Annotated in this window: 19 protein-coding genes; 2 read left to right on the top strand and 17 right to left on the bottom strand. The window is 46.4% G+C overall.

What is annotated here, in order from left to right:
• Positions 1 to 13: 13 nt before the first annotated feature.
• The 16 genes from CKW03_RS01505 to CKW03_RS01425 form a co-directional block, all read right to left on the bottom strand.
• Complete coding sequence (locus CKW03_RS01505) at positions 14 to 733, bottom strand: hypothetical protein (RefSeq protein WP_139185536.1); 720 nt, start codon at positions 731 to 733, stop codon at positions 14 to 16.
• A 71-nt stretch (positions 734 to 804) separates the two neighbouring features.
• A complete protein-coding gene (locus tag CKW03_RS01500) occupies positions 805 to 1,479 on the bottom strand; it encodes a hypothetical protein (protein WP_093101142.1) in 675 nt (224 codons plus the stop codon).
• Entirely contained in the window at positions 1,476 to 2,129 is a 654-nt protein-coding gene (locus CKW03_RS01495; RefSeq protein ID WP_093101140.1) for a hypothetical protein, read from the bottom strand. Before CKW03_RS01495 ends, CKW03_RS01500 begins: the two co-directional genes overlap by 4 nt.
• A complete protein-coding gene (locus CKW03_RS01490) occupies positions 2,126 to 2,788 on the bottom strand; it encodes a hypothetical protein (protein WP_093101139.1) in 663 nt (220 codons plus the stop codon). The genes CKW03_RS01495 and CKW03_RS01490 overlap by 4 nt, the downstream gene beginning before the upstream one ends.
• Entirely contained in the window at positions 2,785 to 5,274 is a 2,490-nt protein-coding gene (locus CKW03_RS01485; protein ID WP_093101137.1) for a TraG family conjugative transposon ATPase, read from the bottom strand. Before CKW03_RS01485 ends, CKW03_RS01490 begins: the two co-directional genes overlap by 4 nt.
• On the bottom strand, positions 5,246 to 5,557 hold the full coding sequence (locus CKW03_RS01480; RefSeq protein ID WP_093101136.1) for a DUF4133 domain-containing protein: 312 nt from the start codon (positions 5,555 to 5,557) through the stop codon (positions 5,246 to 5,248). Before CKW03_RS01480 ends, CKW03_RS01485 begins: the two co-directional genes overlap by 29 nt.
• Positions 5,554 to 5,862 (bottom strand): DUF4134 domain-containing protein, encoded by a 309-nt coding sequence (locus CKW03_RS01475; RefSeq protein WP_028069947.1) that lies wholly within the window; start codon positions 5,860 to 5,862, stop codon positions 5,554 to 5,556. The genes CKW03_RS01480 and CKW03_RS01475 overlap by 4 nt, the downstream gene beginning before the upstream one ends.
• Positions 5,863 to 5,903: 41 nt before the next feature.
• Positions 5,904 to 6,209: a DUF4134 family protein gene (locus tag CKW03_RS01470; RefSeq protein WP_093101134.1), complete on the bottom strand. Its 306-nt coding sequence runs from the start codon at positions 6,207 to 6,209 to the stop codon at positions 5,904 to 5,906.
• A 7-nt stretch (positions 6,210 to 6,216) separates the two neighbouring features.
• Positions 6,217 to 6,537 (bottom strand): hypothetical protein, encoded by a 321-nt coding sequence (locus CKW03_RS01465; protein WP_093101133.1) that lies wholly within the window; start codon positions 6,535 to 6,537, stop codon positions 6,217 to 6,219.
• Positions 6,534 to 6,881 carry a hypothetical protein gene (locus tag CKW03_RS01460; protein ID WP_093101131.1) on the bottom strand — a complete coding sequence of 116 codons (348 nt, stop codon included), beginning with the start codon at positions 6,879 to 6,881 and terminating at the stop codon, positions 6,534 to 6,536. Before CKW03_RS01460 ends, CKW03_RS01465 begins: the two co-directional genes overlap by 4 nt.
• The gene (locus tag CKW03_RS01455) at positions 6,878 to 7,513 is read right to left on the bottom strand and encodes a ParA family protein (protein WP_093101130.1); all 636 of its coding nucleotides are present in this window, start codon (positions 7,511 to 7,513) and stop codon (positions 6,878 to 6,880) included. The genes CKW03_RS01460 and CKW03_RS01455 overlap by 4 nt, the downstream gene beginning before the upstream one ends.
• 38 nt (positions 7,514 to 7,551) lie before the next feature.
• Entirely contained in the window at positions 7,552 to 8,799 is a 1,248-nt protein-coding gene (locus tag CKW03_RS01450; protein WP_093101128.1) for a relaxase/mobilization nuclease domain-containing protein, read from the bottom strand.
• A complete protein-coding gene (gene mobC, locus CKW03_RS01445; RefSeq protein WP_093101127.1) occupies positions 8,796 to 9,206 on the bottom strand; it encodes a plasmid mobilization relaxosome protein MobC in 411 nt (136 codons plus the stop codon). The genes CKW03_RS01450 and mobC overlap by 4 nt, the downstream gene beginning before the upstream one ends.
• Positions 9,207 to 9,982: 776 nt before the next feature.
• Positions 9,983 to 10,306, bottom strand: a complete 324-nt coding sequence (locus tag CKW03_RS01435) for a hypothetical protein (protein WP_093100879.1) — start codon at positions 10,304 to 10,306, stop codon at positions 9,983 to 9,985.
• Positions 10,307 to 10,359: 53 nt separating this feature from the next.
• Complete coding sequence (locus CKW03_RS01430; RefSeq protein WP_093100881.1) at positions 10,360 to 11,337, bottom strand: DUF8464 domain-containing protein; 978 nt, start codon at positions 11,335 to 11,337, stop codon at positions 10,360 to 10,362.
• 16 nt (positions 11,338 to 11,353) lie between these two features.
• On the bottom strand, positions 11,354 to 12,202 hold the full coding sequence (locus tag CKW03_RS01425) for a DUF8464 domain-containing protein (RefSeq protein ID WP_093100882.1): 849 nt from the start codon (positions 12,200 to 12,202) through the stop codon (positions 11,354 to 11,356).
• A gap of 878 nt (positions 12,203 to 13,080) precedes the next feature.
• On the opposite strand from CKW03_RS01425, the gene CKW03_RS01420 reads away from it, so the two are divergent.
• Positions 13,081 to 13,299 (top strand): hypothetical protein, encoded by a 219-nt coding sequence (locus CKW03_RS01420; protein WP_093100884.1) that lies wholly within the window; start codon positions 13,081 to 13,083, stop codon positions 13,297 to 13,299.
• 73 nt (positions 13,300 to 13,372) lie between these two features.
• Here CKW03_RS01420 and CKW03_RS01415 read toward each other — a convergent pair whose 3' ends face one another.
• A complete protein-coding gene (locus CKW03_RS01415) occupies positions 13,373 to 13,747 on the bottom strand; it encodes a hypothetical protein (protein ID WP_093100885.1) in 375 nt (124 codons plus the stop codon).
• Between the two features lie 714 nt (positions 13,748 to 14,461).
• Between CKW03_RS01415 and CKW03_RS01410 the strand changes: the two genes are divergently transcribed.
• Complete coding sequence (locus CKW03_RS01410) at positions 14,462 to 15,031, top strand: TlpA family protein disulfide reductase (protein WP_157739346.1); 570 nt, start codon at positions 14,462 to 14,464, stop codon at positions 15,029 to 15,031.
• Positions 15,032 to 15,033: the final 2 nt, after the last annotated feature.

Here is a 15,033-nt window from a genome sequence, read left to right as displayed (position 1 = left end):
GATTTTCTTTTGGTTATTGGGTTCTTTTTAGGATGTCCTCTGCAATCTGTACATCGGAACGATCTGTTGCAAACTCCGGCAGATCGGGGTTCTCACTTTGCAGGCGGTCACGGTTCCCCGCCAATAAAAGGAATTTTGCGGCATAGTTCTTTTTGGATTCCCATGCGGACAGTAGTTTTCGGTGTTCCGCAAGTAAACGGTGATAGGCCATTATACGGTTGCCACGGTCAAGCGTGGTCGTTCGGGCAGCTCCCAACCGTTCTTTCAATTCCGCACGTTCTTCGTTGTACCATTCCAATAGACCTTTGTTCCTCAAATAATCACTCACGTCCGGTGAAAGTCCGGCGAGCGGATTGGTGTCCGTATCATCGATCAGATTTCCAAATTCCCTGCGGTAATAAAGTAACCATAAGGGGTCGGCCTCCGTGACCAGACCGGAATAATTGAGGGCTTCGGTCACCGCTACATTGCGGATGGTGTCCGTATGCTTTTTATAGGCTTCGTCCGTTTGTTGCATGGCCAGTACCATACCCATGCGCAGGGTCTGTGGCCCTGTACCGCTCAACGGTCGGCGGTCGGTCTTGGGGTAGTTTGGATGCCACGCCCAGGTGAGCCAATATTGATAGTTCAACCCCAAAAAACCTTTGGTCGGCGTAAACTTCTTTCGATCCCATTGCTTATGAACCATGCGTTCCTGTTGGTTTACGATATGTTTATCGGTCTGTCGCTTCACGTTCTGCGCCATCGTTCCCGTGATGGAAAATAGGAACAGCAGTAGCCCTGTGATGTATTTTGTTTTCATGTTCAATCCTTTAGTAGATAATAGTTCCGTATGATTTCGTCGGCTTTGCGTTTGTCCATATTGATGAAATTGCGGTAAGGGTTCGCCATTTTTAGTACGCCGTTGATCTTCGCCCAATACATTGACCTTTCCATACTGAACACCAATGCGCGTATGACTTTCAGTTCGAGAATGATCTCGCGCATGAGGTGGTCTCTTTTTTCGTAATCCATCAGTACGTTTTTTCCCTCTTGGAGAACAAACTCGGAGACTTCGGCGGCAAGGTTTATTCCCCTGTCTTTGAGCTGGCGGGTGACGTCCTCGGCAAAGAGCAGCAGCCACGGTTCTCCTTTGGCGGTCTCCAACATTTTAGTGCTGTGTGTGGCAATGTCCTGAGAGAGCCTTGCAATATGGAGCGCGGAGCGGCCGGACTTCAATGCCCGATCCACTTCGGTCAGTGATCGGTGTATCATGTTCTGTACCAATACCACGGAAGATAGGTTGACGTTAATGTCGTCGATCCGTCCACGGATGTTGCCCAGCATATTGTTATGAGCCTGTTCGGAAACCAACCTTACCGCGCCGTTCTCGTTTACGATGGCGAGGTGCTTGGCATCATAGATAATGGTTACATAGCTTTGTCCAAAGGCAAGCGTCGAAAAGCATATAAACAGCATGGATATAAGTTGTTTCTTCATGGCTTAAATTCCTCCAATTGCCTTAAGATATTATCAACTATACGCTTGTCCTCATTGATGTAACCCGAAAACGGATTTAGGGAATCAAGTAGCTTTTTGCGTGTTGAATAGTACATAGTAACCGCAAGCCCCCGTGATGCTCCGGCTATTGCTCGAAGTTCCTGCAGGACGTGTCCGTACAGTATTCTTCTGTCACTTGCTTTCATCTGGCCCAGGTCGCCGATACTGATAAAAAGCCCGGTGAGGTAGCGTGCCAATTGCACAGCTTTTTCTGCCATATCCTTTTCTGCATCGATGGCGAGCAATAGAAATTCGGGATGTGCGGAAACAATGCCCATGATCCTTTTCTGTTGGTTTATGATCTCTGTAACGATAGGCGCGGATTCCAGACCCATACTAAGCCCCTGCAATGCCATACCGAGGGTCTGGAAACGGCTGTGCAACTGCCGATAACGGGTTTTGAGCTTTGCCGTTTCTTCTCTGTTTACTTCCTCGTTGGCCGAGGTAATGGCCTGTCTGTTTCTTGCGGTGATCTGGCGGTCGTATTCATCTTTGCTGTGTTCGACCAATTGGTGGATCAGTTCCACATTGAGCTGTGCGTTTGCTGTGGTCAAGATGACCAAAAGCAGTATTAGGATAATGTACCTCATCGTTTGAGCAGTCTTGAATTACGGATAATGTCATCGGCAATCTGTTTGTCGATATTGATAAAACCTGCGTATGGATTGAGGGAGTTAAGAATACCGCGCTGTTTGGCCCAATACATACTTCTGTGCATCCCAAAGGCTACGCCCCGCAGGATGGTCAATTCCGTACGTATCCGGTTGAGCAATTTAGCCCTTTCTCCCGCATCCATCAGGTTATCTTTTCCACCTTTCAGCACAAAGGCGCTGACCTCGGCAGATAGGTTGGTCGCCCGTGTCTTAAATTCCCGTGCGCCCGCTTCGGCAAATAACAGGAGTACCGGATTTCCGCTTGCGATGTTCATTGCTTTTTCCACGTCATTAACGATGTCAAGGGAAATACTGGCAATGTCCTCTACGGTGAGCAGTGAACGGACAACGCCGGATACTTCGCTCAATCCCTTGTAAATCTTATCCTGTAAATCGTTCACAATCAGGAGCTGGCCTGTTACCGCCATCTGCCCCCGCTGGATGAGCGTAAGATTACTATTCACATTGTTGAGTTGGCTGTTCATTATCCCTGCATGGACACCCGTTGCGGCTGCCACGGCGGGGTCTATGTAAATCTGACCTCTTGCATAGAAAACAGCAAAGGACAGGATCGTTATTGCAATAAATCGTCTCATGTAAAATCGGGTTTAAAGTATTCTCTTGATGTTTCAACAGGTGCATTATTTTGGTTTACCTTTTGCACAAAATCGCCCAATGCAAGAACGCTCTTTTCCATGTCGGATACGAACGCCGTCAGGGCGGCCGGGTAGCTGCCATGATGTTTGACGTAAATCTCCACGGCACTTTTTTCGGGTTTTTCGGTGGTGAATGCCAAGTGGTGGTAAATACTGACCTCTACGCCGTAAACTTCTCCGACATTTCCACGCCGGATATAGAACTCGTTGAAACGGGCGCGCCCCTCTTTGTTGTCCAGACGGTTGATCGTAAAAATCTTTTTTTGCTCCGCTTCGTTGATGGAGAGCAATTCGGCGACCTTTCTAAAATCGGCCTCGTTCTGTTGCAGCAAGATAATGGTGTCAGAGTTGTTTATGATACTGTCCTTGATAATGGGGTTGCCGATGATGTCGTTGATTTCCTGCGTTACCTCGATGATTTCCCCCCAGAACTTCCGTACGGTCTTGTTCAGGTATAAAAGGAAATTCGCCATCATGGGCGACGAAATGGCCCGCCATGCTTCTTCCAAGATCAGCGTTTTCCGGCGGTTTTTCCGGTAGCGCATCTTCTGCACGAACAGATCCATGATTATGAGCGTGACAATCGGCAGGAGCGTCTTGTTATTCTGTATATTGTCAATTTCATAGACTATGAACCGTTCGTTGAACAGCGATTGGTCGGCATCTTCGTTCAGTATCGCTTCGTATTCACCCCCTCTGTAAAACTTCTTTAGCACGAACCGAAATTCCTCCACGTCAAAAGCGATGCTTTCTTCGTTCCTTATATCGGGGATTTTAGCAGTGGCAAATTCATAAAAGGAATTAAAGTCCAACCTGTCTACTCGGTCTTCGATGGTCTTATCGAAATGATGGGCATAATAGGCTGAAATGACATTGGAAATTACGTCACGCTCGACGGTGGTCACCGTACCCTCGGAACCTTTCCAGAGCAGGCAGATCAACGTTATCAAAAAATCCTTTTTCTCGATGTTGTATTCTTCCTCGCTGATCGCAAAGGGGTTCATCGTGATGGGCTTTTCCTCCGAATAGGTGATGTACTTGCCCCCGTAGGTACTGCAAAGACCGGAATAGGAATGCCCCACGTCCACGATCACCACGTCCATATTGTATTGCAGGTACTGTTGGACGATCGCATTTATGGCATAACTTTTACCCGTGCCACTGCTACCTAACACGAAGCGATTTCGATTTTTTATGCGGCCTGTCCTCATAACCAAATCCGATGGGTCAATCGCCACGGGCACCCCTTGACGGTCGGTAAACCTTAACAGAAACTCCGAGGGTTCGTCCGTCGGCAGCCGTTCCTTGAAAAAGAAACAGAGGGCGGCATCGGCGGTCGTCAGGAACCAATCGTATTTTTTCAGTTCTACGCCGTTGCCCGGCAGGGCACACCTGAACAGTTCCAATTGGTTGTAGGCATTGCGTGATGGAATGATCCCCTGCTGGAACAGGGCGGCTTCAATGAAATTGGCCGTTTTGTCGATCTTGTCCGTATCGGCACATACGATCATGGAATATTGCGCATTTACCAACAATTGGTTGTCGCGGGCCACGTCCACCAATAAACGGTCGATGTCCTCCACGCACATGAGGTTGGCCGGATCGGGTACGCTCGAATGCCTTTTGCGTTTTACTTCAAGTTTGCCCAGCGTGATCTGTTGGCTGGGTATCTCCAATAATTGGTTATAGATAATGGTGCGATAACCGGGAACATTGTGCAGGAAAAAAAGGTTGTCTACCGGAAAATCACGCATACCGTTTGTTTCGGTTCGGGCGATAAACGATCCGACCTTTTCGGGCAGGTCAACCGAATCGGTGCCCACCATGCTAATACAGCGAACGGCGCGGTCACCTATTTGCAATTGAAGGTCTCCGCAGCGAAGATTGTCCAATGTGATGTGGGGTTGCTCAAACTCCATGCCGAGCACCCTGTTTACAAAGCGGTTTATTTCGGCTTCCGTAAGATATGAGGGGTTAAGGGCGGCACCCGAAAGCAGGTCAAATACTTTGGCCATGTTCTGTCCGAACGTGGCCAGCACTTTTTTGTCATAGGTATATAATACCCCTTTTTTGACCTGACGGGTAACGGTCAGGTAGGTTCTGATCTCGGTGTATTCCCGCCCCTTGAAATGTTCCTGGTATTTCTGTTCCAAAAATTCGGATGCGGGTTTGGGGCGGTATTTCCGTTTGATAAATACGTCGTGTTTTTGGATGATATGCCCCTCGCCAAGTATCTTGATGACGTTCAACAGTACCTGTTGGAATGTGGTATAGGCTTCGGGGTCGGCGCCATACTGCAGGACGGGATTGGTCAGTCGCATCACGACTGAAAAATCACCACGGTCGCCATACAGTATGGACATTCCCTGATATTGGTCGATACCCGCATAGGGCATTTCAAAGGCTGTCTTTCTTTCTGTTTTCATAGCTGATCGATAATTTGGTGGGTTGGATAAATGCGCCTCGGTGCCGAGTTTTGTCATGGAGACCGTTTCCCTGTTTCATGAATGTGTAGGCAAGTCCTGCACCCATCAGGGCAAGGGTCACAAAGCCACCGATAAAAAGATTAGTCAATGCACCGATAAGTCCACCGATGGCCAGACCGCCGATAAGGGAGCCTATGCCCCAATAAATAAACTTACCCTTAAAACCGCGGTAAATAAGGGGCTTTTGAAGCCCCTTATAGATCGGATAACGCTCTTGTGTCATACGCCGAAAAACGCTTTGATGACTACCGACACAAGCACCAAGAATAAACAGGAACCGCCCCACGACATCAGTTCTTTATTGATGTCCTGATCTCCGCTGTTCCACTTGATGTAGACCCGTATGCCCCCTATCAACCCGACGACCGCGCCGATCGCGAGAATTAACGTCGAGATGGGGTCTACATAGCTGGTGAGCGATGATGTGGCGGCATCGATACCCACGGTACCACCTTGTGCGAATGTTGATTGGGCCGCTGAAAGGCAAAGCGCGGCCATTGCAAACAGTTTTTTAGTGTTTACTGTCATAGACATAATGGATAAAAAGTGAACAAAAAATGATTGGATTGTCAGTTTACCCCGAAAAGGGCCTTTAGTGCGGAGCCGACGAGCGACAGGAACAGGCAGGAAAAGAACCATCCCATGACCTGTGCATCGATGTGGTGCTTGCCGGACTGCCAATTGCTGTACACCCGCAGACCGCCGAGCAGTCCGCACACGGCACCGATGACAAAGGCAAGGTCAGAGAAGTTGTAGTACCACGTATTGACTTCCCTGCGCACTTCCCTAAATTCCGCAAGGCCGGGCTGGGCGGCCCCGTACACGGCAAAAAAAATGGCAGTAAGGAATACTGCCACAAAGCGGATTGGTCGCATAATGGATTTAATAAGGGATGGCTTTGGTGTACTCGATAACGTCATTCTGTACGAGCGATACGAGCTGCTTTAGGTTTATGCCTCCTGTGGATTGCAGTGGACCGGACGAGATAACGAGCTTCCCCTCGGTTACTATAGGTTCGTTTTCTCTTTTGGATGGTTCGGGAATAACCCTTTCGGGCGGTGAATCTTCATCAAATGTCAGTTCGTTTCCTCCATCGGCCGCCCGTGGGGCGCGACGGTGGATAAACAGGTCATACAGTACGTTTAGGGCATAGTAAATGCCATAGACGGCGGTAATGCCGAGCAGGAATTGTGTCCAGTTCATAGATCAAGGGTTTTAATGTGTTCTTTGATGTATCGGGTGAGTTCGGGATGGGTTTTTAGAAATTGGTGCAGGCTGTAAGATATGATCTTGGTCATGTCGATACCTTTGGCAACTTTTAGTTGTTTCAGCAGAAAAAGGGTCTTGTCGTCCAGACGGATCAGTAACCGTTCACGTCCTGTCAGTTCGTGGTTTTGGATACTTTCAAACAGGCGTTCAAGCGTTTCCGTTTTCTTCTTAGGTGCATCCTTTGTTTGCTCTGCCGGGGGAATTTCATTTGCCTGTGGCGGTTTCCCTTTCCGCATGGAATCCCGAAGCTCGTCGGCAAGGCTTTTTATTCCGCTCATAATGGTTCCTCCTTAGCAATGTACTGTTCATAGATCAGGTCTAAGAGCGGCAGGATAACGGGATATAGGATGATCGGTGTCTGGAATGTATTTACCCGCTGGAAGTCGATACGATCCGGCAGGCCGGGTGCGACCGTGCCAAAACCGCGCAGGACATTTTCGACTTCCGTCCGGGTTTCGTACTTGACGGTGTTCTTGATACGGTTCGGCACGAAGATCAGGGGCGCCCGCTTGTTGATCCTGCCGATGACCATTGCAAACAGCAATGTGGAGTCCACCGTAAATTCATCAAAGGCAAACGGACAGATTACCGCATCGGCGGCGGCAAATATGGGGATCAACCCGTCGTCGTCCATCTTGCCCGGCAGGTCTATCAGTACGATTTCGTTTCGTGACTTCCCCAACTTACGTTGCATTGCCGGAAAATGGCTGAGGTCGGCGGGTACGATTTCGTACAGCGGTTCATTTTCCAAGATTTTTGCTTTCTCGGCTTTGGCGTAAAGTGATTGCTGATAGTCCATGTCAAGTATCGTAACCCGCCGTTCCTGTTGCTGGGTCAGGTAGTTGGCGAGCAGCAGGGTGAGCGTACTTTTTCCGGCCCCGCCTTTTTGGTTTCCTATAAGTATGAGCATAGTGCGTGGGTTTTAAAGGTGTTGTTGATAAAGTGATGTCAACGGGTATTTGTGCGGGCTTTACGCTTACGTCTCCGGTTGCGTCCGTGGATCGCCTCGTCGTCGATGTCGTCGGAAATGTCGATCTGGATATTTGGTATCCATTGCTCCGATGTTCCCTGCACATGATCGGTATAGGTAGCGGTTTCTTCGGATGTTGATCTCCGCTCTTTCCCGGTCGGTTCTGCGAAGTCGTCTTTGGCTGGTTGCACATGACCGTTTTCGGTGACTGTTTCTTCGGGGCGAGGTACCCACCCCTTTACAGTCGGTTTCTTTATATCCGCTTTAGGCGACATTTCGTTCCTGTCTTCCGACGGTGCGATAAATTCTGCCACCGGCATTAGGTCTTTGCCCTTGTAGACCATTTTCCTCGAATGGTCGATGACGGTATAACCGTATGGCGGTTTTTCGTTGTTACCGTGGAATATGATCTGTACCCCGAATTTGTCCGATAGCATCCGCGCCATTGCCGAAGTGTAGCCCGATGGAGCGGAATATCTATTACCGGGAAGCGGGGCCGTAACATGAACGATAGCCGGATCGTGCTGGCCTCGGTACTTGGCAAAGACAGCGCGGAGTTGTGCCAGCCGATCAATGTCTTTACTGAATGTGCCGATTTTGGCGTCCACCTGTTCCAAAGACACCGTACCTTGTCTTTTGCCGTAACGGCTGATCTGATAAATCCCATCGGACAGTTTAAGCGAATAGCCCTGCGCTTCAAGTACCATTATGAATTGCGCCCGTGTTGAGAAACTATAGCTCAATGCTTTTTCGATGTTCTTATCGACCTCCTGTTTTTCATCCACGCCGACGATACGGTTCAATACCTCGTAGGCACGGATTTTCTCGAAGCTGTCATTTATCTTTTTACCGTCACGGTCTACCCGTGTGGAAACGACATGGATATGGTTGTGCGCAGTGTCCTTATGAAATACCAAGAGGTAAGGTTGTTCGCCGTAACCCATGCCTTTCAGCCATTGTTCGGCAATGGCTGAAAGTTCTTGCTTGCTATGCGACCTCCCTTTGCAGGAAATGACGGCGTGGAGCTGTGGGTATTTCGTCCGTTTACTGGCTGCGGATTGGGCTTCCAGATAATTGACGTAATCCTTTGGGCGGAGATTTTGCAGGGCCTGTAAGGCATCGAAATTTGCCACTTTCATCAGCTCGCCCTTGTCCTTGTCCACTTTGTTCGTGTTATAACGAACGCCTTTGAACGTGGCGGACGGCTTCAATATCTTGACGATCATGTCTGCCCCCTCATAAGTCTGATGAGCCGGCGAACGGACTGTTCCAACCTCCGTTGCAACCGGATATATTCGGTAAGCAATGGGGCAAGGTCACGCATAATAGCGGAGTGCAGCATTCCCTGTTGCCCGAGGGTATTGGCGTGCTTCGCCAATTGGTTGATATTGTTGCCGGATCGGCCTATCTCTGTGCCGATACTGTCCAGTAGCTTCATGATTTCGGTGGTATTGACCAGCATCTTTTTGGAATGTTGGAGCACCCGGATACGCACGATGTCCGCACGGCTTAGGCCAAGTGCTTTTTCAAGTTCGAGAAACTGCGCCCGTTCCGCTTCGCTCAACCGGAGTTCAAAGCGTCGGGAACGTTGTTCATGGGCTGAGGGTTTTCGGTTTCCTTTTTTGTTCTTCATGGTGCTTGGTGGTTCAGGGTAACAGCATGTATTGTCCTGAATATTGCAAGGACGATAATATGCTAATGGTGTAAAGAGGTATAGATGGTTCGCCGGTTACGGCAAGCATGGTGCGCTTTGCCTGAGAAAAAGGGAGTTGCGACCTTTTTCCTACCCTGGTACAGACCTGCTCCATCGGAGCCGGGATGTTCCGGGGCAAGATGGTTTTTGTGGGTACGACCGAGGTACGAGAGCCGTACGTACAAAAACACAACTTGCAGGTGGCAAAACAAATCTTGCAGGTGGCAAAACAAATCTTGCAGGTGGCAAAACAAATCTTGCAGGTGGCAAAACAAATCTTGCAGGTGGCAAAACAAATCTTGTTTTGGCGGCTGTCCGACGTTTCCGTGGGATAGCTGTGGCTGCGGGGAAACGTCGGGCGGTGGGTAGTGTGTAGGGATTTGACTGTCATGGGATAGTCCTCGCTATTGGTTTGGTGGGCCAAATACTTTGCTGACTAATTGTTCAGGTAGCTAAATAAGATGCTGGCTTATCAGCTAATGGATTTGTCTGCACCCTCACTAAGCATTAGGCCGGCTAATCGTTTTATTGCTTAGTTGCTTTGTCATTTAGCTGTTTATTCCGCCTATGGATTAGCGGACTAAACAGCCTAGTAACAAAGTACCAGAGTAATACGCTGCTTTCCTTATCCATTGCTTAGTCCGCCAATCAGCCTATCGTCTAATTATGCTATCGGCTTAACGGCCTATTAGCTTATTACATAAACGTTATGTTATCTATAAGATAGGCTTTTTTGAAGGTTCAGCTTCTGGACCTTTCTGGAGGTCTCCATTGTCCGCCGATGAGTCCGAATATTTCTGTATTATTTCCTCGAGTTCGCACCGGATCTCCGCAAGTGTTATATTCACGTTTTTCAAGGTGTCACTTCTGTCTTTATTATAGCCTTTCTCCCAAGTAGGATAATCCTTGTAATTGTACAGCGGATTGAAGGGGTCATGGCAACCGGTCACGATTTTAAATAAGGTTTGGTAGAGGTACTTTATGGCGAAGTAGAGGAATACTAAAAATAGGGCTACATCCCAAGTAATAATAATTTCCATGATGGTGTGTTTTAAAAATATTTGTTAAGAATGGATTAGATAATATAGCATGGTTACCGCTGATAAGATGATCTGATCTCGTCCGAGGGGTAATCCTCTTGCCAAGGCGGGCGGCATCGCAGACGTATCATCAACATTTCGTTGTAGTCATTATAGCCTTTGTAAACTTCTGATCGGTCAGTGGAATGAGGTAATTTCTGCCGGAAATTAGTAAGTGCGGTAGAGCCAGCTTTATCGCGATCAAAATACAGATCAATCTCTTGATAACCTGCTGCACGGTCTATTGCCATCTCCAGCAGGTTAACTGAATTAAGGACGAGGATGCTGTCGATAGACTGTGGATTATCGCGAAGCCAGCTAAGATAATCCATGTACCCTTCGAAAACTGATAACCTATCCGGATTTCCAGCAATGAAGCTGATCGACTTACGTCCCAGACAGGCCTTAAAATCGGTCTGCCCGATCTTGTTGCGCAGTTCCCATGATCCAAGCTCATTCTGCCAACCTGCAGAGAAAAATTTCTTCCCTTGGTTCGGGCCGCTCTCAAAGCTGTAATGCACTACCATCATCCGGCCCCAGGCCTGCTCCAAAATACCACGGCTTTGTAGGTATTGCACAATGGCAGGATGGCTGCCGACCTCCTTTATCTCGTTTATGGTATAATGGGGTTCCGATACTCTGGCAATCTGCTGTCGTTTCTCCCGTTGATCGGAACCAGTTGCTTCCCTCAGCGGTATGGCCATGACGTCACTTATCTTTTGGATGACCTCATAGAATGTTGCAGGATACCAATAGGACATGGCAAGATCAATGATATTCCCCCCTTTGATCCCGGATTGATTTGATCCTCCGTGATCGAACCATACACCCATCTGCTCATTTACGGTCAGGGAGGCTGTATTTTCTTCACGCAACATGCTCCGGTAGAACAGTTCCCCTCCGGAGCTGTGTGCAGGATGGTGACCGAGCCGGGCAAGAAAATCCATTATGGAGGTTCTCCTGATCCCATCGATGTTTACAAATTTTGACATAAACTGAGGTTAGCGGCTAAAAGGAAAATACGGTTGTCTGTGGCAATTCTTGAGTAAATTTTGCTATTGCCGAACCATAGCTTTCCCGGGATTCATCGACATAGAGCATTATCTTTTCGAATCGCTGGGCGCGTTTGATGGTTGCGGGAAGAAAGCTAGGGTAATTCAGTACCATTACCGACGCGTAAGACAGCTTTTTATCATTACGTCTCTCCAGGTAGTCGGTATATTCCGGAAAGATGGCAAGTACCGTCTCGCTTCTTGAAAGTATAGTCAAGCCTTTTGTACCGATACAACTTTGAAAATGTTTTGCTCGTACTTCCCACCCGCTGTTCTCATTTTGCCATCCTGCGGCACAGAAATCTTTACGCTTTCCTTTTTGGTCAATAATAAAATAGTGGACTTCCTGGACATTCAGATCGGCAATTTCCCACAATCCGGTTTCCTTCAGAAAATCGGTAATTTCAGTTGTCTGCCCAAGTGGCCTTACTCTATCAATCTGGTAATGTGGAAGCTTCTTCGGTTTACGCTTTCGTTTAGATCTGTTTTCAGTCAGGCTAGCACTCTCTATTTTTGCCATGATTTCGAGGAGTTTTTGTTCGATTTGTTCTGTGGACAATTCAGGCCAATATGCCCGGGCGAAATCTATAACATTGCCGCCTTTGCCAAGCGATCTGTCGAACCAACTGTTAAGGTTGTTATTGACTGTAAGAATAACACTGTTGCTTGATCGGCTTGTGAAAACTGCTGCATATTGAATTTCTTCATCTTTCGTGCAAACAGGTTCATGTCCCAGCTTGCTGAGTAGAGCAGTGAGGGATAGTTCATCATTGAATGATGGAATTTCTTTCTTTTTGGATGTCATATATGGAATTTTTAAAGTGTTATGTTTACAGATGCCGCAGGGTTTTCCGGGAGATACTTACAGCTTCGATTTCCATGCAGTCTATCCGCCTGCTTTTGGAATTGGAATTTTCTTTGGGAAAAGGTTAAAAAGAACATGTCCCTCATTGGAACCGACAACGGGCAACGAACCCGTAATGATCCACTCTTGTCGGTTATGTTAGAATTCGGGACTACCCACGTCAATCCGTACGGATCGGGCTTTCGCCTGCCAATGCGTTATCGGTATGTTGGTGCTTACCTTGATCTGGCTTAACCTTACCTTCGCAAAATTTCTCACTTCTAAGGAGATAATGCTTCATCCCTCTATGTCAAAGAGCGCTCGAGCACTGCCCTCGCGGCAAATGCATAGCCTGTCCGTTGAAGGTAGGCGGAGATCCAGTTGCTCAAAACCACAGAGGTTTTGTGTTGGGATCGGTCAAGAAAAATTGGGGAAGTTTGGGTAGGATGGCTGGGGGATAATCCCCTGCAGTACTATATGTTCCCCGATTGGGTTTTCATCCCATTCAGGGTACAAAGCACGATAATAGGGCAATGCAAAAACAGTGTAAGGGGGTGAAAGAAACGTTTCACCCCTACATTAAAAAATGCGTTTAAACACACTCAAAGTAAGTTTTTGGGGATTTTGAAAAAGGGAGTATTTCTACGGAAAGGCTCCGAACAGATCTGAAAGACGATCGAAATTTAATGACTTTGGATACTGAATTGGAATAGGATAAAAATAATATAGCCTGTCACTCGTTCGTTAAGGATACGAGCGACATCTTTAAGATTTGACTTTAAAAATTTGCGAGGATAGTATATTTATTTTTATTTTACACGGTATAATCTAATTATCAAATGACTTCAACACGTATATTCCTAACCCAGATCGAGAGTAATGTGGCTTTTATACAGCGTGCTAATAGTATGGGATTGCAGACGTTGGGCGACATTATGGATATTAAACTGCCCGATCTGCGAAAGAATAAAGAGTTTACTTACTTATGGTATGCTGATCTTTTGACTATGTTGGAGAAACACGGACTTCTGGAAGAATTCCAGCGGAGGCAGCTTTAATCTATTGGGCAGGTTCTAAAGAAGAAAAGGCGAAATCTTGAGAAATTCGCCTAAGCTGTGTATTGTATTTTGTTTAAGATCCCCTCTTAGAAAGCTTTTTTTCCAATTCGGAGATATACTTCCGTTGCAACAATAGTAGCTCTTCATTTTTTTCAGTCAGTTTTTCCTTTGATGCTAATTCGTTCTCCAATATTTTGATTTTTTGCTCCCATTCCTTTTCCTTCAAAGCACGAAAAGTCTTAAAAGGCTCACTTTCATAATAATATTCAAGAAAGTCGTGATCTAATTGTACACTAATTACCTTGAGCAGTTCAATATCTATCGTAGATCTTTTATAAATGCCCGCTACGGCTTGTTTGGTTCTATTGATTTTCTCACCAAATTGACTTTGACTTAGTCCCTTGGAAGTGGCAACCCGTTTAATTATTTGTCCTATTTTTTCACTCATAAACAAATATGATAGTAGAATATCATTAATACATTTGTCCACCGGACCATAAAAGTTGACGAATGAATTATTTTTCTTGTCTTTATATAAAATAATAACTATACTTGTCTAAGTAAATGATAGTAGCATTTTCCAAATTTGGTTTTAGAACTAATTAGAGAATAAGATATTAGCCATTTAACGGCTTTTAAAGATACGATTGATCCTCCCCAGGCAAAAACGGAAGTCAATCGGATCGGGTGAAGCCCCATGTCGTGCATGTATTTTTTTATTATAATTTTACATGATGAGCGGCATGGTGTGCTCACTCGTTTTTCCGAACTATGCCTGGGGAGGAGACGAGCAGAGGCCCATGTCGCTTATTTTTTTTGGCCTCGCTCATTTATATAAAATTAAAGAGTGAGTTATGAATAATCTTCTCAAAAATCTGATTTGCGCACCCGAATAAGTTAAATAACCAAGTAATGGCTATTACAATTTCCTACACTACGGCGGGCGCCCCCAATGTATAGGTTCCTATTAAATACAAATTTATGAATTTTATAAACCTATTTACAAATGAAGCTATTTTACAGCTACGTGTGGCGCCTTTTTACCCATATCCAAACCCTATCAAAGATTTTCAAAATACTACTAAGAATATTCTCACCTGCCAATCAATGGCATAGACTGGTAATGCCCGGCAGGTACCTTGCGATTGTTTTTTGTTTCATAATGTTTAGTTATGCCCAAGCACAGTCTCCCGAGAAATCGGGAGCTGTTTTGGGATCAGAGATTAAACTACTTAAGATCGGAGATACCATTCCAGATGAGTTATGGAACCTGCCATTGCAGGTTGTTAACCATCCAGATGGCAAAGAAACTGTCACATTAAGTGAGTCCAGGGATAAGCTTATTATACTTGATTTTTGGGCTTCCTGGTGTAGTACCTGCGTCAAGAGCTTCCCACTCATTTCTTCTATCCAGAACCAATTTCAAGACAATGTCCAGTTTATCCTCAATAATCCCAAGAGGACCTTGGATGACATGGAAATCATAACGAACGCCCTCAAACTGGTAGAAGAGACCGAAAAGATTAATTTCCATATTCCTACAACATATCAGGACACGACTCTGATCAGTTATTTTGAGTTGTTTTCATATCCACATATCGTATGGGTAGGAAAGAATAGGGAAATCATTGCCATAACTGGGAAAAAAGAGCTCACTCATGAAAATGTATGCAGATATATTAAGAACGGAGAAGTCAACCTTCCAATCAAACCAGGACGAAGGGAACAGTAACC

The organism is Sphingobacterium mizutaii (assembly GCF_900187125.1).
GTDB classification, from domain to species: domain Bacteria; phylum Bacteroidota; class Bacteroidia; order Sphingobacteriales; family Sphingobacteriaceae; genus Sphingobacterium; species Sphingobacterium mizutaii.
This window is presented reverse-complemented; position numbering and strand designations above follow the sequence as displayed.

Bases quoted from the DNA above. Each gene is read 5' to 3' on its own strand.
- CKW03_RS01410 (WP_157739346.1), top strand. From the start codon at position 14,462: ATGTTTAGTTATGCCCAAGCACAGTCTCCCGAGAAATCGGGAGCTGTT.
- CKW03_RS01425 (WP_093100882.1), bottom strand. From the start codon at position 12,202: ATGACATCCAAAAAGAAAGAAATTCCATCATTCAATGATGAACTATCC.
- CKW03_RS01420 (WP_093100884.1), top strand. From the start codon at position 13,081: ATGACTTCAACACGTATATTCCTAACCCAGATCGAGAGTAATGTGGCT.
- CKW03_RS01485 (WP_093101137.1), bottom strand. From the start codon at position 5,274: ATGAAAACAGAAAGAAAGACAGCCTTTGAAATGCCCTATGCGGGTATC.
- CKW03_RS01415 (WP_093100885.1), bottom strand. From the start codon at position 13,747: ATGAGTGAAAAAATAGGACAAATAATTAAACGGGTTGCCACTTCCAAG.
- CKW03_RS01430 (WP_093100881.1), bottom strand. From the start codon at position 11,337: ATGTCAAAATTTGTAAACATCGATGGGATCAGGAGAACCTCCATAATG.
- CKW03_RS01475 (WP_028069947.1), bottom strand. From the start codon at position 5,862: ATGACAGTAAACACTAAAAAACTGTTTGCAATGGCCGCGCTTTGCCTT.
- mobC (WP_093101127.1), bottom strand. From the start codon at position 9,206: ATGAAGAACAAAAAAGGAAACCGAAAACCCTCAGCCCATGAACAACGT.
- CKW03_RS01500 (WP_093101142.1), bottom strand. From the start codon at position 1,479: ATGAAGAAACAACTTATATCCATGCTGTTTATATGCTTTTCGACGCTT.
- CKW03_RS01490 (WP_093101139.1), bottom strand. From the start codon at position 2,788: ATGAGACGATTTATTGCAATAACGATCCTGTCCTTTGCTGTTTTCTAT.
- CKW03_RS01435 (WP_093100879.1), bottom strand. From the start codon at position 10,306: ATGGAAATTATTATTACTTGGGATGTAGCCCTATTTTTAGTATTCCTC.
- CKW03_RS01450 (WP_093101128.1), bottom strand. From the start codon at position 8,799: ATGATCGTCAAGATATTGAAGCCGTCCGCCACGTTCAAAGGCGTTCGT.
- CKW03_RS01455 (WP_093101130.1), bottom strand. From the start codon at position 7,513: ATGCTCATACTTATAGGAAACCAAAAAGGCGGGGCCGGAAAAAGTACG.
- CKW03_RS01465 (WP_093101133.1), bottom strand. From the start codon at position 6,537: ATGAACTGGACACAATTCCTGCTCGGCATTACCGCCGTCTATGGCATT.
- CKW03_RS01460 (WP_093101131.1), bottom strand. From the start codon at position 6,881: ATGAGCGGAATAAAAAGCCTTGCCGACGAGCTTCGGGATTCCATGCGG.
- CKW03_RS01470 (WP_093101134.1), bottom strand. From the start codon at position 6,209: ATGCGACCAATCCGCTTTGTGGCAGTATTCCTTACTGCCATTTTTTTT.
- CKW03_RS01480 (WP_093101136.1), bottom strand. From the start codon at position 5,557: ATGACACAAGAGCGTTATCCGATCTATAAGGGGCTTCAAAAGCCCCTT.
- CKW03_RS01495 (WP_093101140.1), bottom strand. From the start codon at position 2,129: ATGAGGTACATTATCCTAATACTGCTTTTGGTCATCTTGACCACAGCA.